Annotated in this window: 17 protein-coding genes and 1 tRNA gene; 2 read left to right on the top strand and 16 right to left on the bottom strand. The window is 73.4% G+C overall.

Annotated features, from left to right (window positions below):
- Positions 1 to 182: 182 nt before the first annotated feature.
- The 4 genes from ACF1BH_RS09540 to ACF1BH_RS09525 all read right to left on the bottom strand — a co-directional run bounded on the left by ACF1BH_RS09540 (position 183) and on the right by ACF1BH_RS09525 (position 4,513).
- A complete protein-coding gene (locus ACF1BH_RS09540; protein ID WP_391641854.1) occupies positions 183 to 1,760 on the bottom strand; it encodes an MFS transporter in 1,578 nt (525 codons plus the stop codon).
- Positions 1,757 to 2,308: a TetR/AcrR family transcriptional regulator gene (locus ACF1BH_RS09535; protein ID WP_391641853.1), complete on the bottom strand. Its 552-nt coding sequence runs from the start codon at positions 2,306 to 2,308 to the stop codon at positions 1,757 to 1,759. Before ACF1BH_RS09535 ends, ACF1BH_RS09540 begins: the two co-directional genes overlap by 4 nt.
- A 137-nt stretch (positions 2,309 to 2,445) precedes the next feature.
- Positions 2,446 to 3,873: an argininosuccinate lyase gene (argH, locus tag ACF1BH_RS09530; protein WP_391641852.1), complete on the bottom strand. Its 1,428-nt coding sequence runs from the start codon at positions 3,871 to 3,873 to the stop codon at positions 2,446 to 2,448.
- 259 nt (positions 3,874 to 4,132) lie between these two features.
- Positions 4,133 to 4,513 (bottom strand): DUF488 domain-containing protein, encoded by a 381-nt coding sequence (locus ACF1BH_RS09525; RefSeq protein ID WP_391641851.1) that lies wholly within the window; start codon positions 4,511 to 4,513, stop codon positions 4,133 to 4,135.
- Positions 4,514 to 4,701: 188 nt separating this feature from the next.
- Between ACF1BH_RS09525 and ACF1BH_RS09520 the strand changes: the two genes are divergently transcribed.
- A tRNA-Pro gene (locus ACF1BH_RS09520) sits at positions 4,702 to 4,775 on the top strand.
- A 112-nt stretch (positions 4,776 to 4,887) separates the two neighbouring features.
- On the opposite strand, the gene secD is transcribed toward ACF1BH_RS09520, so the two are convergent.
- From secD to ACF1BH_RS09500, 4 genes are all read right to left on the bottom strand, one after another.
- Complete coding sequence (secD, locus tag ACF1BH_RS09515; RefSeq protein WP_391641850.1) at positions 4,888 to 7,248, bottom strand: protein translocase subunit SecD; 2,361 nt, start codon at positions 7,246 to 7,248, stop codon at positions 4,888 to 4,890.
- Positions 7,249 to 7,314: 66 nt separating this feature from the next.
- Positions 7,315 to 7,968 (bottom strand): hypothetical protein, encoded by a 654-nt coding sequence (locus ACF1BH_RS09510; RefSeq protein WP_391641849.1) that lies wholly within the window; start codon positions 7,966 to 7,968, stop codon positions 7,315 to 7,317.
- Between the two features lie 24 nt (positions 7,969 to 7,992).
- Positions 7,993 to 8,661 (bottom strand): response regulator, encoded by a 669-nt coding sequence (locus ACF1BH_RS09505; protein WP_391641848.1) that lies wholly within the window; start codon positions 8,659 to 8,661, stop codon positions 7,993 to 7,995.
- A complete protein-coding gene (locus ACF1BH_RS09500) occupies positions 8,658 to 9,620 on the bottom strand; it encodes a HAMP domain-containing sensor histidine kinase (RefSeq protein WP_391641847.1) in 963 nt (320 codons plus the stop codon). The genes ACF1BH_RS09505 and ACF1BH_RS09500 overlap by 4 nt, the downstream gene beginning before the upstream one ends.
- Positions 9,621 to 10,059: 439 nt before the next feature.
- Between ACF1BH_RS09500 and ACF1BH_RS09495 the strand changes: the two genes are divergently transcribed.
- A complete protein-coding gene (locus ACF1BH_RS09495) occupies positions 10,060 to 10,386 on the top strand; it encodes a TraR/DksA family transcriptional regulator (protein ID WP_391641846.1) in 327 nt (108 codons plus the stop codon).
- Positions 10,387 to 10,516: 130 nt separating this feature from the next.
- On the opposite strand, the gene ACF1BH_RS09490 is transcribed toward ACF1BH_RS09495, so the two are convergent.
- The 8 genes from ACF1BH_RS09490 to ACF1BH_RS09455 all read right to left on the bottom strand — a co-directional run bounded on the left by ACF1BH_RS09490 (position 10,517) and on the right by ACF1BH_RS09455 (position 21,559).
- Positions 10,517 to 11,059 carry an arginine repressor gene (locus tag ACF1BH_RS09490; protein WP_391641845.1) on the bottom strand — a complete coding sequence of 181 codons (543 nt, stop codon included), beginning with the start codon at positions 11,057 to 11,059 and terminating at the stop codon, positions 10,517 to 10,519.
- Between the two features lie 7 nt (positions 11,060 to 11,066).
- Positions 11,067 to 12,284: an acetylornithine transaminase gene (locus ACF1BH_RS09485; protein ID WP_391641844.1), complete on the bottom strand. Its 1,218-nt coding sequence runs from the start codon at positions 12,282 to 12,284 to the stop codon at positions 11,067 to 11,069.
- A complete protein-coding gene (gene argB / locus ACF1BH_RS09480) occupies positions 12,281 to 13,207 on the bottom strand; it encodes an acetylglutamate kinase (RefSeq protein WP_391641843.1) in 927 nt (308 codons plus the stop codon). The genes ACF1BH_RS09485 and argB overlap by 4 nt, the downstream gene beginning before the upstream one ends.
- A 58-nt stretch (positions 13,208 to 13,265) precedes the next feature.
- Positions 13,266 to 14,444, bottom strand: coding sequence for a bifunctional glutamate N-acetyltransferase/amino-acid acetyltransferase ArgJ (gene argJ, locus ACF1BH_RS09475; protein WP_391641842.1), 1,179 nt, complete (start codon positions 14,442 to 14,444; stop codon positions 13,266 to 13,268).
- Positions 14,445 to 14,529: 85 nt separating this feature from the next.
- The gene (gene argC, locus ACF1BH_RS09470) at positions 14,530 to 15,558 is read right to left on the bottom strand and encodes an N-acetyl-gamma-glutamyl-phosphate reductase (RefSeq protein WP_391641841.1); all 1,029 of its coding nucleotides are present in this window, start codon (positions 15,556 to 15,558) and stop codon (positions 14,530 to 14,532) included.
- Positions 15,559 to 15,906: 348 nt separating this feature from the next.
- Positions 15,907 to 19,293, bottom strand: a complete 3,387-nt coding sequence (locus tag ACF1BH_RS09465; RefSeq protein ID WP_391641840.1) for a hypothetical protein — start codon at positions 19,291 to 19,293, stop codon at positions 15,907 to 15,909.
- Positions 19,290 to 20,009 carry a hypothetical protein gene (locus ACF1BH_RS09460; protein ID WP_391641839.1) on the bottom strand — a complete coding sequence of 240 codons (720 nt, stop codon included), beginning with the start codon at positions 20,007 to 20,009 and terminating at the stop codon, positions 19,290 to 19,292. Before ACF1BH_RS09460 ends, ACF1BH_RS09465 begins: the two co-directional genes overlap by 4 nt.
- An 80-nt stretch (positions 20,010 to 20,089) precedes the next feature.
- A complete protein-coding gene (locus tag ACF1BH_RS09455) occupies positions 20,090 to 21,559 on the bottom strand; it encodes an FAD-dependent oxidoreductase (protein ID WP_391641838.1) in 1,470 nt (489 codons plus the stop codon).
- Positions 21,560 to 21,797 lie beyond the last annotated feature (238 nt).

The following is a 21,797-nucleotide window of genomic DNA, read 5'->3' as shown; positions in this document are numbered from 1 at the left end:
GGGCAAGTACGGAGCGGGAGGGGGTGGTGCGGGGTGGTGCGCGCAGGAGCGCGGCGGGGTGGCCCGGGCGTGTCGGGCGTACGGGAACGGGCCCGGCGCGAGGGGTGCGCCGGGCCCGGGGGCCGGGAGGAACGAGGTCCGGAGGGGCCGCTCCGCCTCCGATGGCCCGGAGGCGGTTCCCCCTAAAGGGTGTCTTGCGGTGCGCCGGCGGGCCGTTCCCCGGGGCTGTCGCCGAGCTCCTGGCCGCGCAGCAGGAACCAGGCGACGACCGCGGCGGTGAGCAGCAGCGCGGCGCCGATACCCGCCGCGACGTCCAGGCCCTCGACGAAGGCGTTCTGCGCGGAGTGCAGCAGCGCCTCGGACTGTCCCGGCGGCAGCGCCCGCGCCGTGTCCACCGCGCCGCCCAGCGACTCATGGGCCGCGGCGGACGCGTCGCCCGGCACGCCCGCCGGGGTGGGGAAGCCGCGGTAGATGCCGGTGACGATGGAGCCGAGCAGGGCGATGCCGAGCGCGGCGCCCAGTTCGTAGGCCGTCTCGGAGACCGCGGAGGCGGCGCCCGCCTCCTCCTTGGGGACGCTGGAGAGGATGACGTCGGCGGTGACGGTGAAGGCGAACCCGGCGCCGATGCCGACGACGAAGAGGATCACGGTCAGCGCGAGGGTGCTGGTGTCGGCGTGCAGGGCGACGCACCCGGCGAGCGCCAGACCGACGACGGCGAGACCGCCGGCCACCACGACGCGGACGGAGAGCTGCCGGGCGACGTACCCGGCGGTCAGGCCCGCGCCCACCGCGCCGACCGCCGCGGGCAGTTCGACGAGTCCGGCGTTGAGCGGCGGCCGCAACTGCACCATCTGGAGGAACTGCGAGAGGAAGAAGACCAGTCCGGACAGGCCGAGGATGGTCAGCAGATCGGCGAGGACCGCGCCGGAGAAGCCCCGGTGGTGGAAGAGCTTCATGTTCAGCAGCGGTGAGGCGAGGGCGTACTGGCGGCGGACGAAGACCACCAGCGCGGTGACGCCGACGACCGCCGCCACCGCGATGTCCCAGCCGAAGCCGTGCACCGCCGCCTCCTTGATCGCGTAGACCACGGCGACGATGCCGACGAGCGAGAGCGCGACGCTGGGCAGGTCCCACGGGCCCGGCTCGGGGTTGCGCGACTCGGGGATGACCCGGGCGCCGACGATCACGAGCAGCGCCATCACCGGAAGGTTGATCAGGAAGACCGAGCCCCACCAGAAGTGACCCAGCAGGAAGCCGCCGAGGACCGGGCCGACGGCGGTGCCCGCGGAGGCCATCGCGCCCCAGATGCCGACCGCGAGACTGCGCTCCCGGGGGTCGTGGAAGAGGTTGCGGATCAGGGCGAGGGTGGACGGCATCAGCGTCGCCCCGGCCACGCCGAGCAGCGCCCGCGCCGCGATCATCATCTCCGGGCTGGTCGCGTACGCGCACAGCGCCGACATCCCGCCGAACACCACGGAGCCGATGAGCAGCAGCTTCTTGCGGCCGATGCGGTCACCGAGGCTGCCCATCGAGACCAGCAGACCGGCGATGACGAACGAGTAGATGTCGCCGATCCACAGCAGTTGGGCGCCGGACGGCTGGAGGTCCTCGCTGAGGTACGGGGTGGCCAGGCCGAGGACCGTGGCGTCGACGCCGACCAGCAGCACCGCGAGCACGAGGACGGCGAGCGCCAGCCAGCGTCCTGGGCGGGGGTGGTCCTCGCGTGTGGAACCGGGGCCCACCGGTGCGCTCTCGGTCATTTCTCCATGCTCCGTCGTGCACCGCCGAGCAGCAGCTCGGCGATCGAGTGGGTGAGGTCGTTACGGGCCACCCGGCCGTCGTGGACGGCCCAGGCACCGGCGCCGATCAGGCCGTAGAACGCCTCGGTCAGCCAGGCGGCGCCGAGGTCGATACGGAAGTCGCCCTCCTCCTGGCCGCGGCGGAACAGCGCGTGGATCCGCGCGTCGAGGCGGGTCCAGCCCTCGTTGATCTCCGCGCCCTCGAAGAGCTGGTTCTCGGTGAAGAGGAAGGCGAGGACGCCGGCGACCGGTTCGGCCTCGGCGACGAGCCGCCGGAGCGCGGCCGGTGCGGAGCCCTCGTCGAGCCGGGCGGCGTCCAGGGCGCGGGTGAGCTGTTCGATGCCCAGCTCCTCCAGCGCGCGGATGAGGGCGTCGCGTCCGGCGAAGTGGCGGTGCAGGGTGGCGCGGCCGATCCCGGCGGCGCGGGCGATCTCGTCCATGGAGGACGTGGGCCGCCGGGCGAGGAGCGCCGCGGCGGCGGTGAGTACATGGGAACGGTCCACAGCCATGAGACGCACCTTAATCGACTGAGACGCCATTGTCTCATCCTGGCGTTCGACGTCCCGGACGGTTCGTGGGGTGACGCATACGACGGTGGCGGCCCCTCCACACGGAAGGGGCCGCCACCGGTGCGGGCGGGTACGGGTCAGCGCTTGGCCGCGGCCCACTTCTGCTGGACGGCGAGGTCCGCCTTGACCTCGGCGAGCTGGACGGCGACGGCGGACGGGGCGGTGCCGCCGCGGCCGTTGCGGGAGGCGAGCGCGCCGGGGACGTCGAGGACGGTGCGGACCTCGGGGGTCAGCTCGGCGGAGATCTTCGCGAACTGCTCGTCCGTCAGCTCGTCCAGCTCCTTGCCCTCGGCCTCGGCGACCTTCACGCACTCACCGGCGACCTCGTGCGCCACCCGGAACGGCACACCCTGCCTGACCAGCCATTCGGCGATGTCGGTGGCGAGCGAGAAGCCCGCCGGGGCCAGCTCCGCCATCCGCTCGCGGTTGACGGTGAGCGTCGCCATCATGCCGGTGAACGCCGGGAGCAGCACCTCCAGCTGGTCGCAGGAGTCGAAGACCGGCTCCTTGTCCTCCTGGAGGTCACGGTTGTACGCGAGCGGCAGCGCCTTGAGCGTCGCCAGCAGGCCGGTGAGGTTGCCGATCAGCCGGCCGGACTTCCCGCGCGCCAGCTCCGCGATGTCCGGATTCTTCTTCTGCGGCATGATCGACGAGCCGGTGGAGAAGGCGTCGTGGAGGGTGACGAAGGAGAACTCCTTCGTGTTCCACAGGATGATCTCCTCGGCGATCCGGGAGAGGTTGACGCCGATCATCGCGGTGATGAACGCGAACTCCGCGACGAAGTCCCGCGAGGCGGTGCCGTCGATGGAGTTCCCGGCGCTGCCGCGCTCGAAGCCGAGGTCGGCGGCGACCGCCTCCGGGTCGAGCCCGAGCGAGGAGCCCGCCAGCGCGCCCGAGCCGTACGGCGAGACGGCGGTCCGCTCATCCCACTGCCGCAGCCGCTCGGCGTCCCGCGACAGCGACTGGACGTGGGCGAGCACATGGTGGGCGAAGAGCACCGGCTGGGCGTGCTGGAGGTGGGTGCGGCCCGGCATGGCGACGTCCGGGTGCGCCTCGGCGAGGCCCACCAGCGCCTCCTGGAGGCCGGCGATCAGCCCGCCGATGATCCGGGCGTGGTCGCGCAGGTACATCCGGAAGAGCGTGGCGACCTGGTCGTTGCGGGAGCGTCCGGCGCGCAGCTTGCCGCCGAGGTCGGGGCCGAGCCGCTCCAGCAGTCCGCGCTCCAGGGCGGTGTGGACGTCCTCGTCGGCGACGGTGCCGGTGAACGAGCCGTCGGCGACGTCCGCCTCCAGCCGGTCGAGACCGGCGATCATGCGCTCCAGCTCGTCGGCGGTGAGCAGCCCCGCCGTGTGCAGCACCCGGGCGTGGGCGCGCGAGCCGGCGATGTCGTAGGGGGCCAGCCGCCAGTCGAAGTGGACGGACGCGGAAAGCTGGGCCAGCGCCTCGGCCGGACCGTCGGCGAACCGCCCGCCCCAGAGCCGGACGTCACCGCTGTTGCTGCTCACTGCTGCTCCTCGGAGGTGGTGAGGTACACCGCCCGCGCGGGGCGGGCGGCGGCCGTCGTACGAAGGTCGATCAGGTAACGAGCCGGGCCGGACGAAGTCGCGTCCGGCCGTATCCGCGACGGGGCGCCACGGCGGACGGGCACGAGGCGCGCGGCCCCGGATCCCCCTGCGATCCCTGCGCTGATAGGCATAAGTATGCAGTGGACCGCATGGTTCGTCAATGCGGGAGGGTGGGGGCCGCGGTCCGGGCCGGGGCGCGTCAGCCGGTGGCGCGCAGCTCCTCCAGCAGGATCTGCACATGCCCGTGCGCCAGGTCCTTCGTGGCGGTCAGCAGCGTCATGGGGCCGTCGTCGGCGAGCTCCCGCAGATGGTGCAGCGCCTCGCCCGCATCGGCGTCCCGCGCCAGCTCCTCCCGGTAGCGGTCGGCGAACTCCGCGAACCGCTCGGGTTCGTGCCGGTACCAGCGGCGCAGGTCCGTCGAGGGCGCGACCGCCTTGCACCACTCGGTCAGCTCCGCGTCCTCCTTGGAGAGCCCTCGCGGCCAGAGCCGGTCCACCAGCACCCGTGCGCCGTCGGACGACTCCGGAGCCTCGTACACCCTGCGGATCCGCAGGCCGTCGGCGGAAGATTTCGTGGCCATACCTCATCGAAACACGCCGCGCGCCGGTCCGCCGGTGCAGCCGTCCGCCCCTGGCCGAGACGGTCCGCGCACCGCGCCGGGCCTCCGCCCGGGACCGCTCGGGGACCCCGCTTTTGGTCTCCGGGCACCGGACAGGGTATTTTTCTTCTGCACGCCCCGACCGGAGCACTTCCGGTCGGTACATGCACCGGGACGTGGCGCAGCTTGGTAGCGCACTTGACTGGGGGTCAAGGGGTCGCAGGTTCAAATCCTGTCGTCCCGACGGTGCGAAGGCCCGTCGGCCGGAGAGAAATCTCCAGGTCGGCGGGTTTTTTCGGCTGTACGCCCCGGGTGGGCGGTGGTCGGGCCGGGTGGCCGGACCACCGCCCACCGGGTCAGACGCGGGCGCCCGTGTCGTGGCGCGGACGCCCGCCCGCCGGGCGGCGGGTGCGGGCGCCGCGCGGGCGGGCCGGCTGCGGCGGCGGGGCGCCGCTCGCCGCCTCCAGCGCGACGGCCAGCGGCAGCGCCGTGAACATCGACGAGTACGTACCGACCCCGATGCCGATGAGCAGCGCCACCGCGAAGTCGGTCAGCGCGTCACCGGCCAGGGCGGCCAGCGCGGCGAGGATGAAGACCGCGCCGATGCCGGTGTTCACCGTCCGCGGCACGGTTTGGAGCAGCGCCCGGCCCGCGATCGTACGGAACGGCGTCGCCCGGTCGGCGGCCCACAGTTCGCGGACCCGGTCGAAGACCACGACGGAGTCGTTGACGGAGTAGCCGACGACGGTCAGCAGCGCGGCGAGGAAGACCCCGTCGACCGGTTTGCCCAGCCAGGCGAAGGCGCCGACCAGCACCACCACGTCATGGGCGAGCGCGGCGACCGCGGAGAGGGCGAAGGTCCAGCGGAACCGGATCGCCAGGTAGAGCATCTGCCCGGCCAGCGCCACGCCCAGGGCGATCAGCGCGCCGCGGCGCAGTTCGGAGCCGAGGCTCGGCCCGATCTGCTCGTCGCGCACCTTCTCCGCGCCGCCGCCCAGCCCGGAAACCACCTCGGTGACCCGTTTCCCTTCGGCGGTGGACAGCGGCTCGGTGCGGACGGTCAGCTCCTTCGTGCCCGAGGTGTGGACCACCGCACGCGGGAAGCCCGCGTCGCCCAGGGCGGTACGGGCCCGTTCGGCGTCCACGGGTGCGCTCGTCGTGTACTCGATCATCCGGCCGCCGGTGAACTCCACCCCGAAGCCGACGCCGCGGACCACGATGCCGGTGACGGCCAGCGCGAGCGCGAGGGCGGTCAGCAGCGGCCAGCGGCGGCGGTGGCGCAGCGGGTCGGGGGCGCGCTTCGTGAGCCAGGTGCGGACCCGGCCGGGGCGGGTGAGGCCGGTGAGGCCGGGGCGGCGGGTCACCGCCCGCCGGGAGAGGGCGAGTTCGGCCAGGACGCGGGTGATCAGCAGGGCGCTCACCATGGAGGCGAGGACGCCGATGCAGAGGGTCACCCCGAAGCCGCGGACCGGGCCGGAGGCGAAGACGAAGAGCAGACCGGCGGCGAGGAGGGTGGTGAGGTTGGAGTCGGCGATGGCGCTGAAGGCGTGCCGGAAACCGGCGGTGAGCGCGGCGCGGGGGCTGCGGCGCGGTGTGCCGCACCGGGTCCGGCCGCCTGCCGCGTACTCCTCGCGGGCCCGCTCGAAGACCAGGACGTTGGCGTCGACGGCCATCCCGATGGCGAGGACGAACCCGGCGAGCCCGGGGAGGGTGAGGGTCGCGCCGACGGCGAGCAGTGCGGCGTACGAGATCAGGGCGTAGCAGGCCAGCGCGGCGGCGGCGAGGGCGCCGAGGAGGCGGTAGACGACGGCGAGGAAGACCGCGGTCAGCGCCGTGCCGAGGAGCGCCGCGCGGGCGCTGGAGTCGAGGGCGGCGGCGCCGAGCGTCGGGCCGACGGTGCGCTGCTCGACGGTCTCGACGGGGACCGGGAGGGCGCCGCCGTTGATCAGGAGGGCGAGTTCCTTCGCGGATTCCTGGTCGAAGCCGCCGGTGATCTGGGTGGCGCCGCCCGTGATGCCGGTGCCGCAGACGACGGACGGGTCGACCTGCGGCGACGAGATGATCTTGTCGTCGAGGACGATGGCGGCGCGGCGGGCCGGGTCGCCCGGGGCCGCGCAGGCCGCTTCGGCGGTGAGCTTCTCCCAGGCGTGCTCCCCCGAACCGCGCAGGTCGAGGGCGATGTGCCAGCCCGTACCGCGCTCCGCGTCGAACCGGGCGGTGGCGTTCTCCACCCCGTCGCCGGTGAGCGCGGGCGGGCCGAGCCGCAGCCGGGCGCCGGACTCGTCGGGCAGCACGGGCCCGGCGTCCTTGCCGGGGGCCTTGCCGGTGGTGTCCTTGCCGGTGGCCGGGCGGTCGGTGGGGGCGGCGGCGCCGAGGACGGGGTGGACGGTCAGTTGGGCGGTGCGGCCGAGGACCCCGGCGGCGTGGGCCGGGTCCTGGACGCCGGGGAGTTCGACGACGATGCGGTGGTCGCCGGAGCGGGTGAGGGAGGGCTCGGCGACGCCGAGGGCGTCCACCCGGCGGCGCAGCACCTCCAGCGTGCGGTCGGTGGCGTCCCGGTCGGCCTGCGCCGACGGGGAGTCACGGGTCTCCAGCACGAGCTGCGTACCGCCACGCAGATCGAGACCGAGCCGGACGGGTTGGGTCACGGCGAGATAGGCGGACAGGGCGAGCACGGCGAACGCGAGCAGCGCGCGCACCCTGGTGGCGCGGGTCATGGTGCCTCCAACAGGCGTACCGCGTCCGGGCGTTGCCGGGCGCGGTGGAGTGCGACAGGACGTCGGTCAGCTGCCGGAGGAGGGCGGGGCGCGGGCCGGGGGAAGCGCGGCGAACCCGGGCGCGCCCGCGGAGGCGGCACGGATCCGCGGCGGGCGCGGCCCGGTGTACGGCGGTACGGGAAGGACGGCAGCGGGCGGCGGGCCCGCCGGCGGGTGGTACGTCTGCTCGGGTCCGGCCCCCGGGCCGGACCGCGGCGACGGGGCCGGGTGGCGGACGACGGGCGCGGCCCGCGGCCCGCCGGTGAAGGGGACGGCGTGCGGGGGCGCGGGGCGGGCGAGCGGGTGGGCGCGGGTGCCCGGGGCGGCGGGCGCGGCCCGGTCCGGGCCGGTGCGCAGGTGACGCGGACAGCGCAGCTCACGCGGGCCGGATGCGGTGTGCGGCCCGGCGGCGCCCGTGCCGGGGCCGGAATCCGGGACGAGGGCGTCCCCCGGTGCGTACGCGGCGGCCGCCGGGCGGGCCGTGCCCGCCGCGGGGAGGGACGGCACCGCCCCCCGCTCCCCCGCCGGCGGGGGCAGCGCACCGAGGAGCAGGGCGGTGAGCAGCAGCAGCGTACGGAGGACAGGACCGCGCAGGCCGTACCGATCACGGGCGGCCGGGCCCGCCGACCGCCGTCCGCTCCGCCGCGCCATCCCGTCCCTCCCCTCTCCGGTCCCCGTCATCCGCTCCCTCCCCCGCCGGTACCGCTACGGCTCGATCAGGCCGACCCGGATCGCGTACCGGGTCAGCTCCAGGCGGTCGCGCATGCCGAGTTTGTGCAGCATGTTGGCGCGGTGGCGTTCGACCGTCTTGACGCTGATGACGAGGGTGGCGGCGATCTCCTTGGAGGAGTGGCCCTCCGCGACGAGCTTGAGGATCTCCTCCTCGCGGGCGGTGAGGATCTTCTCCGGTACGCCGTCGCCCTGCCGGACGCGGTCGAGGTAATGGCGGATCAGCGCGGTGACCGCGCCCGGGTAGAGGAAGGGTTCGCCGCGCATCGCGGCGCGGCAGGCCTCGACGAGGTCGCGGTCGGCGACGGATTTGAGGACGTAGCCCGAGGCGCCCGCCTTGAGCGCCTCGAAGAAGTACTGCTCGTTGTCGTACATCGTCAGCATGAGGATCCGCAGGCCGGGCAGGGCGGCGGAGAGTTCACGGGCTGCCTGGAGGCCGGTCATCCGGGGCATGGCGACGTCCAGCACGACCAGATCGGGGCGGTGCTCGCGGGCGAGCGCGAGGGCCTCGGCGCCGTCGCCCGCCTCGGCGACGACCTCCAGGTCCGGTTCGCCGTCCAGGATCAGCCGCACGCCGCGCCGGACGAGGGCGTGGTCGTCGGCGAGGAGGATGCGGACGGGGGCGGGTGCGCTGCGGTCGATCATGCGGCTCCCTTCTCCGGCCCGGGCAGCGGGACGGTCAGCCGGACGCCGAGGCCCCCGGCGGGCGCGGGCCCGATGTCCAGGTCCGCCTCGATGAACAGGGCGCGTTCGCGCATCCCGCGGATCCCGGCGCCCTCGCGGGCCCGGCCCATGCCGCGGCCGTCGTCGCGGACCTCCAGCACCACCGCCCCGGGCGTACGGCGCAGGGTCAGCTCGACGGTGCGGGCGTCGGCGTGCCGGGCGGTGTTGGTCAGCGCCTCCTGGGCCACGCGGTAGACCACCAGCTCCGCGGCGGCGCCCAGGTCCGGCAGGCCGCTGTCGCAGCGGCAGCGCACCGAGAGGCCGGTGTGGGTGGCGTAGTCGGTGGCGAGGGCGGCGAGGGCGCTGGTCAGGCCGAGGTCGTCGAGGACCCCGGGGCGCAGCCGGCGGGCGATGCGGCGGACCTCGTCCAGGCTCTGCCGGGTGGTCTCCTGGGCATGCCGGAGATCGCCGCGCAGCTCGTCCGGGGCGCGGTCGGCGGCGCGTTTCAGCTCCAGCAGCACCGCGGTCATGCTCTGGCCGACCTCGTCGTGGAGCTCCCGGGCGATACGGCGCCGCTCGGACTCCTGGGCGGAGAGGACGCGGGCGGTGCTCGCGGCGCGTTCGGACTCCAGCCGGTCGAGCATCTCGTTGAAGGTACGCAGCAGAACGGCGACGGAGCCGCGGCCGTCGACGGGCAGCCGGTGGCCGGGGCGGAGCAGATCGACGGTGACCATCCGCTGGGTGAGCCGGTCGACCGGGGCGAGGCCGATGCGGAGCAGCGCCGCGTTGGCGACCAGCATGACGACGAGACCGCCGACGAGCACCACCGCCTCGGTCAGCCCCACCGGTACCGAAACGGTCACCGGCGCCCACAGCAGCAACGCGGTGGCCGCTCCCAGCACCACCGCATTGAGCCCGAAGATCCGCCAGAACAGCGACACCGCGCGCCACACCTCCTTGATCGGCTCACTCTCCCATCCGCCGGGACCTCGGGGGCGCCCGGGTCGGGCACCGGGCCCAGCCTGCCGGTACCCGGCGGCGACGTCGATCAGGCGCGCGGCCCATCCCTGACCAGGGCATACATCCCTGGCGCAGCCGGAGATGGGTGGTGCCACCCATGTACGGGACGGGCGGCTGCGGCGAGGCTGGGAGACGGGAGCGACGGTTCGCGTTGCCGGGCGGGGTGCCGCCACGGGACGCGGTCCGGGCCGCTTCCGGCCGGGCGGTGACCGCCGCCCGCCGTCCCGTCACCCGCCCGCCCCGGCACCGTCGCCGGCGGCGTACCGGGGGCTGCGGTGGCCGCGTCCCGGCCCGGTCTCGGACCCGGGCCGGGGCACGCCCGCCGCAGCCCCCGTGGCGCAGCGAAAGGAACCGTCCACGATGTCGCCTGATGCGGCCCGCGCCGAAACCCCCGCCGAACGGATCGGCGCCGACGACGCCCGCCGGCGCCTGGTGCACGAGCGTGACGCCCGGCTGGCGCAGCTCTCGGCCATCGAGGGCGAGGCACCGCCCGGCACCGACGCGCTGCTGACGGCGCAGACCGCCGCGATCCGCCAGGTGCTCGCCGAGATCGAGCAGGCCGAAGCACGGCTGGACGCGGGCACCTACGGGACCTGCGCGCGGTGCGCCGAGCCGGTGCCCGCCGAGCGGCTGGAGATCCTGCCGTACGCCCGCTGCTGCGTCGGCTGCCAGGAGCACACCGGCTGACCGGCCGGTGGTGACGGGAGCCCGGGCGCGCCGCCGTTTGCGGGGGCGCGCCCGGGCCCTTCGTCCGGACGACGACGCGGGCCCGGCACCGACCGGTGAGGTCGGTGCCGGGCCCGCGTCGTGGGGTGGTTCAGTGCGCCTTCTGCGCCAGCCGCAGCAGATGGTCGGCGAGCGCCTGACCGCCCGCCGGGTCGCGGCTGATCAGCATCAGCGTGTCGTCGCCGGCGATGGTGCCGAGGATGTCGTGCAGTTCGGCCTGGTCGATCGCGGAGGCGAGGAACTGTGCGGCGCCCGGCGGGGTGCGCAGCACGACGAGGTTGGCGGACGCCTCGGCCGAGATCAGCAGCTCCCCGGAGAGGCGGCGCATCCGCTCCTCCTTGGCCGACTCCCCCAGCGGCGCCCGCGGGGTGCGGTCGCCGCCCTCGCTGGGCACCGCGTAGATCAGCTCCCCGCCGGTGTTGCGGATCTTCACCGCGCCCAGCTCGTCCAGGTCCCGGGAGAGCGTCGCCTGGGTGACGGAGAGACCGTCGTCGGCGAGCAGCTTCGCGAGCTGGCTCTGCGAGCGGACCGCCTGCCGGTTGAGGATGTCCACGATCCGGCGGTGGCGGGCGGTACGGGTCTGCGGTACGGCCTGGCCTCCACCGAGTGTTTCGTTGTCCTGCGCCTCATGCATCGCTTCGTCAGTCTCCGGATCGTTGTTCCCCGTCGGCCGCTTCGCGGGCCGTGTCGAGGACGCCGGGCAGCTTGCGGAGGAACGTGTCCACGTCGTCGTCGGAGACGATCAGCGGCGGGGCGAGCCGGATGACGTCCGGCGCGACCGCGTTCACCAGCAGGCCCGCGTCCTGAGCCGCCTGCTGCGCCTGAGGCGCGAGGGGCTCCGTCAAGACGATACCCAGGAGGAGGCCCGCACCGCGGACCGAGGCGACCGCGGGGTGCGCCAGCGCCTCGATCCCGGAGCGCAGCCGCTCCCCGGTCCGCTTGACGTGGTCGAGCAGACCGTCGCGCTCGATGGTGTCCAGGACGGCGAGCGCCGCCGCGCAGACGACCGGGTTGCCGCTGAACGTCGAGCCGTGCGAGCCGGGCGTCAGCAGGTCGGCGGCCGGGCCGAACGCCAGCGTCGCACCGATCGGCAGACCGCCGCCCAGCCCCTTGGCGAGCGTGACGACATCCGCCTCGACGCCCTCCTCCTGGGCGGCGAACCAGTGGCCGGTGCGGCCGATGCCGGTCTGGATCTCGTCGAGGACGAGGAGGGTGCCGGTGGCGGCGGTGATCTCGCGGGCGGCCCGGAGGTAGCCGGGCGGCGGGACGACGACGCCGTTCTCGCCCTGAATGGGCTCCAGGATCACGAACGCGGTGTCGGTGGTGACCGCCGCGCGCAGCGCCTCGACGTCGCCGTACGGGACGTGGTCGACGTCGCCGGGCAGCGGGGTGAACGGCTGCTGCTTGGCGGGCTGGCCGGTCAGCGCCAGGGCGCCCATCGTCCGGCCGTGGAAGCCGCCGGCGGTGGAGACCATGTGGGTACGGCCGGTGCGGCGGCCGATCTTGAAGGCCGCCTCGTTGGCCTCGGCGCCGGAGTTGGAGAAGTAGACGCGCCCGGGGCGCCCGGCGAGGGCCAGCAGCCGCTCGGCGAGGGTGACGGTCGGCCCGGAGACGTAGAAGTTGGAGACATGGCCGAGCGTGCTGATCTGGTCGGTGACGGCGCGGACCACCGCGGGGTGGGCGTGGCCGAGGGCGTTGACCGCGATGCCGCCGAGGAAGTCGAGGTAGGCGGCGCCGTCGGCGTCCCGGACAGTGGTGCCCTCACCCCGGACGAGCCCCAGGCGCGGGGTGCCGAAGTTGTCCATCATGGCGCCCTGCCAGCGCCGTTGGAAGTCGGTGTTGCCGGTCGCGTCGGTCATGCCGTCCCCTCGTCCGTACCGTTCCCGGTGTCGTCGTCCGGCACGACCATCGTGCCGATGCCTTCGTCGGTGAAGATCTCCAGCAGGATGGAGTGCTGGACCCGCCCGTCGATGACGCGGGCGGTGTGCACGCCGTTGCGGACCGCGTGCAGACAGCCCCGCATCTTGGGGACCATGCCACTGGCCAGATCCGGCAGCAGCGCCTCCAGTTCGGTGGCGGTGAGCCGGGAGATGACCTCGTCGCTGTTCGGCCAGTCCTCGTACAGCCCCTCGACGTCGGTGAGGACCATCAGGGTCTCGGCGCCGAGGGCGGCGGCGAGGGCGGCGGCGGCGGTGTCGGCGTTGACGTTGAAGACGCCGTGGTCGCCGTCGTCGCCGCTGGCCGCGACGGAGGAGATGACGGGGATGCGGCCGTCGTCCAGCAGCGCCCGCACGGCGCCGGTGTCGATGGCGGTGACCTCGCCGACCCGGCCGATGTCCACCCGCTCGCCGTCGATCGACGCGTAGTGCCGGGTGGCGGTCATCAGCTGGGCGTCCTCGCCGGTCATGCCGACGGCGAGCGGGCCGTGCCGGTTGAGGAGGCCGACCAGCTCACGCTGCACCTGCCCGGCGAGCACCATCCGGACGACGTCCATCGCCTCGGGCGTGGTGACCCGCAGGCCCGCCTTGAACTCCGACTCCAGTCCGAGGCGGTCGAGTTGGGCGCTGATCTGCGGGCCGCCGCCGTGCACCACGACCGGACGGAGTCCGGCGTGGCGGAGGAAGACGACGTCCTGGGCGAAGGCGTTCTTCAGGTCCTCGTCGACCATGGCGTTGCCGCCGAACTTGATGACGACGGTCTTGCCGTGGTGGCGGGTCAGCCAGGGCAGCGCCTCGATGAGGGTGCGGGCCTTGGGCAACGCGGTGTGTTTACGGGTACTCATGCGACGGCCTCGCTGGCTGGGCTCGGGGCGGATGCGCGGGCGGCGGGCGGGCGGTGGGTCACGACGAGTACGCGCTGTTCTCGTGGACGTAGTCGGCGGTGAGGTCGTTGGCCCAGATGACCGCGGAGTCGCCGCCGGCGGCGAGGTCGGCGGTGATGCGCACCTCGCGGTAGCGCATGTCGACGAGGGAGCGGTCCTCGCCGACGGAGCCGTTCCTGCACACCCAGACGTCGTTGATGGCGACGTTCAGCCGGTCGGGCTCGAAGGCGGCGGAGGTGGTGCCGATGGCGGAGAGGACCCGGCCCCAGTTGGGGTCCTCGCCGTGGATGGCGCACTTGAGGAGGTTGTTCCGGGCGATGGAGCGGCCGACCTCGACGGCGTCGTCCTCGCTCGCGGCGTTGATCACCTCGATGCGGATGTCCTTGCTGGCGCCCTCGGCGTCACCGATCAGCTGCCGGGCCAGGTCGTCGCAGACGGTGCGGACGGCCTCGGCGAACGCGGCGCACTCGGGGGTGACGCCGGAGGCGCCGGAGGCCAGCAGCAGCACGGTGTCGTTGGTGGACATGCAGCCGTCGGAGTCGACCCGGTCGAAGGTGGTGCGGGTCGCGGCGCGCAGCGCGGCGTCCAGCCCCTCGGCGGGGACGTCGGCGTCGGTGGTGAGGACGACGAGCATGGTGGCCAGGCCCGGCGCGAGCATCCCGGCGCCCTTGGCCATCCCGCCGACGGTCCAGCCGTCGCCGGTGGCGACGGCGGTCTTGTGGACGCTGTCGGTGGTCTTGATGGCGATGGCGGCCTTCTCACCGCCGTGCGGGGTGAGCTGGGCGACGGCCTTGTCGACGCCCGTGAGCAGCTTGTCCATCGGCAGCAGTTCGCCGATCAGACCGGTGGAGCAGACGGCGACGGCGCCGGGGGCGTGACCGCCGGTGCCGTCGTGCCCCGCGGTGTTCAGCGAGGCGGCGACCTTCTCAGCGGTGGCGTGGGTGTCCTGGAAGCCCTGCGGGCCGGTGCAGGCGTTGGCGCCGCCGGAGTTGAGGACGACGGCGGAGACCTCGCCGCCCTTGAGGACCTGCTCGGACCAGAGGACCGGCGCGGCCTTGACGCGGTTGGAGGTGAAGACACCCGCGGCGGCCAGGCGCGGCCCGTGGTTCACCACGAGGGCGAGGTCCGGGTTGCCGTTCTCCTTGATTCCGGCGGCGATGCCCGACGCCGTGAATCCCTGTGCTGCCGTGACGCTCACTGCTTCTCCTCGATCATTTCTCCGGCCGCGTCCGTCGTGGACCCGGCGCCCGCCCCGTACCGCCCGCCCGCGCGGGCCCCGGGGCTCACGGGGCCACTCCGACAAGCGGCAGCCCGGTGGTCTCCGGGAGGCCGAGGGCGAGGTTCATGCTCTGCACCGCGCCGCCGGCGGTGCCCTTGGCGAGGTTGTCGATCGCGCAGATCGCGATGATCCGCCCGGCGGCCGGGTCCAGGGCCACCTGGATCTGCGCGGTGTTGGCGCCGCATACCGCGGCGGTCGCCGGCCACTGCCCCTCGGGCAGCAGCGTCACGAACGGCTCGTCCGCGAACGCCTTCTCGTACGCGGCGCGGACCGCCGCCGCGTCCACGCCCGGGAGCGCCTTGACGGTGCAGGTGGCGAGGATGCCGCGGGGCATCGGCGCGAGCGTCGGCGTGAACGAGACGCCGACCCGCTCGCCCGCCACCGCGCTGAGGTTCTGGATCATCTCCGGCGTGTGCCGGTGCCCGCCGCCGACGCCGTACGGGCTCATCGAGCCCATCACCTCGGAGCCCAGCAGATGCGGCTTGGCGGCCTTGCCTGCGCCGGAGGTGCCGGACGCGGCGACGATCACCGCCTCGGGCTCGGCGAGCCGCGCGGTGTAGGCGGGGAAGAGCGCCAGCGAGACGGCGGTCGGGTAGCAGCCCGGCACCGCGATCCGCTTGGTGCCCTGGAGCGCCGCCCGCGCGCCGGGCAGCTCGGGCAGCCCGTACGGCCAGACACCGGCGTGCGGCGATCCGTAGAACGCCTCCCAGTCGGCGGCGTCCCGGAGCCGGAAGTCGGCACCGCAGTCGATGACCAGCGCCTCCGGGCCCAGCTCCTCGGCGACCGCCGCGGACTGCCCGTGCGGCAGCGCGAGGAAGACGACGTCGTGCCCGGCCAGCGCCTCGGCGGAGGTCGGCCGCACCTCACGGTCGGCCAGCGGGAGCAGATGCGGCTGGAGGGAGCCCAGGCGCTGCCCGGCGCTGGAGTGCCCGGTCACCGCACCGATCTCGACCTCCGGGTGCCCCAGCAGCATGCGCAGGACCTCACCCCCCGCATACCCACTCGCACCGGCCACTGCTGCACGTACCGCCATGGGACCCTCCTCCTTGATGGCATGACTATACGGTTGAGGGCAGGGTTATGCAATATTCCTTCAGGGGGTCACCCCGAGTCGGCGGCCTCCGTACCGTCCTCGGCGAGGACGCCGCACAGCCCGTCCGGCGCATCACCGTTGGCCGGAACCCCCTCGCACGAGGTGCCGTGAGGGAAGGGACCTGGTGTCCGGTTGTTCTGGCGCTACACGCTCGTGTGGCGGAAGCGCCCCGTCTGAGCGGACCGTGCGGCGCCCGTCGGTGCCGTCCGGCGTTCCCGGCACGCCGCGGCCGCCCCGCCTTCCGGAGTGAGGCGGGGCGGCCGACGGCATCCGGGGCGCTGTCGCGCGCTACAGCGGGATGCCCTGATTGCGCTGGAGAAGCCGGTTCACCTTGGGGCCGAACTCGTCGGCGATCCGCATGAACTCGTGGTTGTCCTTGCAGACCCGCCGGCCGACGTCGACGACTTCGAGGATCTTGCGGAGGAAGTCCTCGACCCGGCTGGCGGAGAACGACTGCTCGCACGCCTCCACCCACTCGGTTCCCCGGCGGGCGACCACCGAGAAGGAGTGCGGCGAGGCGCCTCCATGGCGCTTCGTGACACCTTCCAGCACGTCGATGGCCTCCTGCGCACGGTCGCGCAGAAAGCCGTCGGCGGGGCTCTCCGTCGACCGGCGCAGCCGGATCGCGCTCCACGCGGTGAGGACGAAATGATCGCTCGCACCGCCTTCGCAGCCGTGGGCGGTCTCCAGATGGTTCTCGGCGATGCCGAGATCGCCGCGCTCCAGCTCGTACTCGCCGCGCTGCAACCAGTAGTGGAAGTTGTCCCGCAGCAGCTCGTGAACGGTGCTGTAGATGTCCCGCACCTGCGGGGGCCGCAGCCGGAGCGACACCATCAGGGAGTGGCTGAGCAGCCGGATCAGGATCCGGCGGTAGGGGTTGTCGTTGTCTCGGATGTCGGCCGCGTACTGTGCGTAGAACCGCAGCAGGTACTCGATGACGCCGGCCAGCCCGCCCGGATTCTTCTTGAGGACCGTCTCGACCACGGTGTCCGCGATGGTGCGCTGCCGGCACCGCACGGTCCCGTCCGGGCCCAGGGTGAGAATGCGCCGGTCGATGAGCCGGTTGATCGCCCGGCTCATCGACGGTTTCGGGGCACCGCGCCCGGAGACGATCTGGAGCAGGTCGTCCAGCTCGATGCCGCGCTTCTTGAAGACGATGGTGGATTCGAAGACGCACACCGTCGCATAGACCGCGACCTGTTCGGCGTCCAGCTGGTGGTACTCGCTGGCGACCTTGTCCTCGAAGCGCTTGCCCGTGACCACCTGGATCATGGCCGCGAGCAGATTGCGGTCGCAGAGCTCCCGCAGCTTGTCGATCTTCTCGGGACGGAACTTCTGCCGCTTGAGGACGCCCGGCAGACCGTGCCGGTGCAGCACATCGACGATGCGCCCCAGATCCTCGTCGTTCAACGGCTCGTCCGCCGACACCCGCTGGGAGCGGAAGGTGACGTCCAGTTCGTCGGAGCGGGTCGTCCTGATCGCCGCGACGATCAGCGTCCGGCCGCCGTTGCCGAGCTCCCGGAGCAGGGAGGCACTCAGACTGCCGAAGATGTCGACGTCGTCCACGAAGATCGCGTCCGCCGACATCCGGAGGGCCTGGGCCTTCAGGTTCGGCAGCGGATCGGTCGCCTCGCGGTCGATCCACGCCACGCTCCGCCCCGCCTGGAGGAGCTCATGGGCGTACTGCATCAGGGCCGTGGTCTTACCGGAGCCGGCCCGGCCCTCCACCAGGACGATCCGGTACTTCCCGTCCGCCGCGGGCTGCGCAGCGGCACGGATGCGGTCGGTGATGGAGAGCTTCACGGCGATGCCGTCCTTGACATCGCCCCACGTCGGGTCCTGCCCCTTGAGGAACTCCACGCTGCCCTTCGGCGCGTTGTCGACGAGGGACGAGACGGTCTTGATCCCGGAGCGCCGCCGGGCGCCGTTCCGGATCTCGGCCAGTCGCCGTTTGCCCTGCTGGAGGATCTCCAGCCCCGGCCGCAGCTTCTCCACCGCGAACTCGTGCGGCGGCAGCTGTATGTGTGTCAGGCCGGCCTGCCGGATCCGGGCGCGGTCCGCGGCGGTCCCCGGCCCCGAGACGAGGAATCGGGGAGAGTGCCCCGTCCCGTCCTGCGGCTGGGTCAGGGCGATCGCGTTCCACAGCGACCGGCTGCTGGGCGAGGCAGCCATGAAGACCGTGGGGTGGGTCAGCAGTTCCGCCTTCAGCTTGCGGAACCACAGTGCACGCGGTGAGAAGCCGTCGTCCGCCGGGGCGGAGAAGTCGAGGGCGTCGGGAGCGGTGGGGGTGCCGTGCATGGCCACCGCCTCGACCGTGGCGTTGCCGACCGCGGGCTTCTGGACCAGGGCGTTGACGAAGGTGCTGGTCTCCGCGGTCCCCGGGTCGCGTTCGAGGAGCGACGAGAAGGTGTCGGACGCCGTGAAGTCGTAGATCCGCCGCCACGGGGCCTGCAGGACGCGGAGGACGGAGGTCGCGGACTCCTGCTCCGCACAGCGCAGTTGGTCGACGTGCCGGCCCACCGCCGAGGGGCCCAGTTCGCTCAGAGCGGTGTTCCAGATCTCGGCGGTGGTCGGCGCCGGATCGAGCAGCTGGCCGTACACGTCCTGTGTCAGCCGCCGGGTGAGCTCATCGGTGTCGATCGGACCGGCGCCGCCGCGCACGCCCGAGACCGCCACCAGGACCGTCCGGCCGGTGCCGATCTGCCGGTAGAGCTCCGCCACCGCGGCCTGCTCGTCGTAGCTCTCCGGCGCGGCCGGGCCGGGCGTCGCGACACGGTTCCCGCCGCGCCGGAGGCTCGGCAGCGCAACCGGCTGCTCCGCGGGTGGCGCCGCGAGGTCACGGACCTTCGGCGCCCCGCCGCCGGTGAACTCCACGCGCAGCAGCCGGTGCTGGCGTGTCGTACCACGCGGGGCGACCAGCCACCGCGCGGCCGAACCGGACCGGGCGGACTCCCCCTCGGGGGCGAGCAGCACCGTCCTCGGGAGCATCGGGGCGAGCGCCTCCGGGACGGCGGCGGAGTGGCCCGCGATCAGGAGGGTGAGGTCGTGTGCCTCGGCCCACCGGAGGTACGCGCCGCCGACCGCGCCGTCCAGCTGTCCCAGGGTGCAGGTGGCCAGGTCTGCGGTGGCGTCCGGCACCGCCATCCGGAAGACGGTGTTGGCGGCGACGATGCCGAGGGTGCCCGTGCCCGTGCCGAGGGTCATCGATCCCTCGCCCGGCAGGACGCCCGGTCGCCACAGGGGAGAGTTCTCGAACTTCCCGGACCATTCGAGGAATGCGGCGAAGGACATCTCGACTATGGCCTCCACGATGTCCGGCTCGTCGCCCCGCCACAGCCCCGGCTCGTAATCGCCCCAGTAGCGGGTGAGCGCCCTGGCGAGCATGGCGCTGCCGCGGCCGAGCCGGCCGACGTCGTGCCGTCCCGGCACGGCCGTCACCGGCGGCAGCCGGTCCGCGTCGGCCTCCAGGCACTCCAGCATCACCGTATCGAGGACGTCCTCGGTGTCGGCCCGGGAGACGGGCCGCGGCTCGTCGGCGCCGGAGCCCAGGACGAGGATGCCGTCGAGGTGATCGCCCCGGGCGTGCAGCGAGCGCACCGTATCGAGCGCGGATTCGGGGTGGACGAGTGGCGTGAAACACAAGAGATGGAAGACCGCGCCCATGTCGGTGGTCATTCCCCTTCCCACGCTATTGCTCGGACAGCTGACTTGGGGATCACCAGCTCGGTCTCCTTGCCCTTCCCGGCACCGCATTCCCCGGCGGCGACCGTGACGTTCACGAAGGACGTGGTGAGCGATGCCTTGTCGATCCGGCCGGTGATCCGCTCGCCCCGCACGGCGCACACCGTGCGGACACTCTTGACGTACGCGGGCGAGACGGCGACCGCGCCGGGGGCCTTCTCCTCCTTCGGGCCCGCGACCGCCGCGAGCCCGACCGTGAGCACGCTGACGGCCAACGCGCCCATGGCCACCCCATTCGCGTACTTCTGCCGCCTGTCGACCTGGGCGGCCTCCTCGTCGGCCTTCTTCAGCACCGCTTCGAGCAGGTCCAGGCGGGTCCGCGCACGGCCCGGCGCGGCCAGCGGGCCGGTCGGCTGCGCCACTGCGCGCACATAGAGGACAGCGGCGAACAGCCACAGGGCCACCGCTGCGACACCGGTCAACTGGGTGCTCAGCGGCCGGTCGGTGAGCTGGGTGAAGGTCAGCGCCGCCACGATGCCGCCCGCGAACAACGTGACCGTGGACTGGGCCGCCTGCGCCCTGGCTCTCGCACCGCTGCCGGAGCGGACCCGCTCGGCGTAGTACGCCTCACTGGCCGGGCCCAACACCGCGTCCAGCATCAGTTCGCGCTCATCGGGCGGGTTACCCGCGGAAGACGGCTGCGTGGTCATCAAGCCCCCGTTGCGCTCATCGGAAGAACAATCCTAGAGGGTGACGGGGGCCTTCTGACGAGGTGTGGACAACCGGTCCCTCACTCCCCGGCCGCCCCGAACCACTCCCCCAACCGCGCCTCCAACTCCCCCTGATCGTCGCCGACCCACACCACATGGCCGTCCGGTCGCAGCAGTACGGCGGGGGTCTCCGGGGCGACGGCGTTGTCGGGGACCCGGTCGACGCGGTCGGTCCAGCCCGTCACCGTGAGCCGGCCGGTGCGGTCCAGCAGCAGGCCGCGGCCGGTGTGCATCCTCGCGTAGAGGCGGCCCTGCCGCAGCGGGACGTCGCGCATGCGGCGGCCGAGCAGGGGGTGGCCGTCGCCGAGGTCGTAGCGGATGTCGACGGCGGTGATGAGGCCGGTGATGTGCCGGTTCACCTCGTCGATGTCCATCAGCCGGGAGAAGAGTTCACGCAGCGCCGCCGGGCCCGGGTCGGTGCCCAGCAGGGTCATCTGGGCGCGGGTGTGGGCCAGCACCTGGGCGCCCACCGGGTGGCGTTCGGCGTGGTAGGTGTCGAGCAGCCCCTCGGGCGCCCGTCCGGAGACCTCGGCGGCGAGCTTCCAGCCGAGGTTGAACGCGTCCTGGATGCCGAGGTTGAGGCCCTGGCCGCCGGTCGGCGGATGGATGTGCGCGGCGTCGCCGGCGAGCAGCACCCGGCCCGTCCGGTAGCGCTCGGCCTGCCGGGTGGCGTCGCCGAAGCGGGAGAGCCACCGCGGCGAGTGCACCCCGAAGTCGGTGCCCGCCCAGGCCCGCAGCTGGTCCCTGAACTCGTCCAGGGTCGGCGCCGTACGGTCCTCGGACACGCCCTCGGCGGGGACGATGAAGCGGTAGACGCCCGTCTTTCCGTCCACGTCGGGCATGACGCCGAACCGCAGTTGGGTGCGGCGGACCTCCGCCACAGCGGCGACGATCACCGCCGGGTCCGCGGTCGCCTCCATGTCGCCGAGCAGCGTCTCGGTGGTGGCGGGTTCGCCGGGGAACCCGATGCCGGCCAGCTTGCGGACGGCGCTGCGGCCGCCGTCGCACCCGACGAGGTACCGCGCCCGCAGCCGCGTCCCGTCCGCCGCCTCGACGCCCACCCCGTCCGCGTCCTGGTGCAGCGCGACGACCTCGCAGCCGCGGCGGATCTCCGTGCCCAGTTCACGGGCCCGCTCCTCCAGCAACCGCTCGGTCTCCGGCTGACCGATGGCGACGCCGTAGGGATGGGCGGTGTCCAGCCCGTCCGGCCACGCCTTGATGATGCCGCCGAACAGGCCGCCGGCCCGGAACTTCTCCCCCGCCGCGAGGAACCGCTCCAGCAGTCCGCGCTGGTCCAGCATCTCCACGCTGCGGGCATGCAGACCGCGCCCGCGGGACTGCCCGGACGGCGCGGCCAGTTTCTCCAGTACGACGACGTCCACGCCGTGCAGCCGCAATTCCGCGGCCAGCATCAGACCGGTCGGCCCACCGCCGACCACGATCACGTCGTGCGTTCCCTCATGCGTTCCGTCATGCGTTCCGTCGTGCATCGCGTCATTCACCGCGTCATTCATCGAATACCCCGTTCACGGGAAGTGCTCTGCGGGCTCACGGCCCGGCACGCGGCGGCCCCTCGCCACCCGGCGGGCCGCCGTTTCCGCTGGTCCCGGACGTGCGGCGGATATTCTGCGGCACCTTGGGGGCCTTGCGGCAAGGCCCCCTGTGCGCTATATGTTGAGAGTGGCAAGGAGCGGATATCCGTCCTTGCCTTTTCTTTTGCGGCTGCTC

The organism is Streptomyces sp. NPDC014733, from assembly GCF_043083385.1.
Lineage (GTDB): Bacteria > Actinomycetota > Actinomycetes > Streptomycetales > Streptomycetaceae > Streptomyces.
The sequence above is the reverse complement of the archived record's forward strand: the minus strand, read 5'-3'. Positions and strand labels throughout refer to the sequence as shown.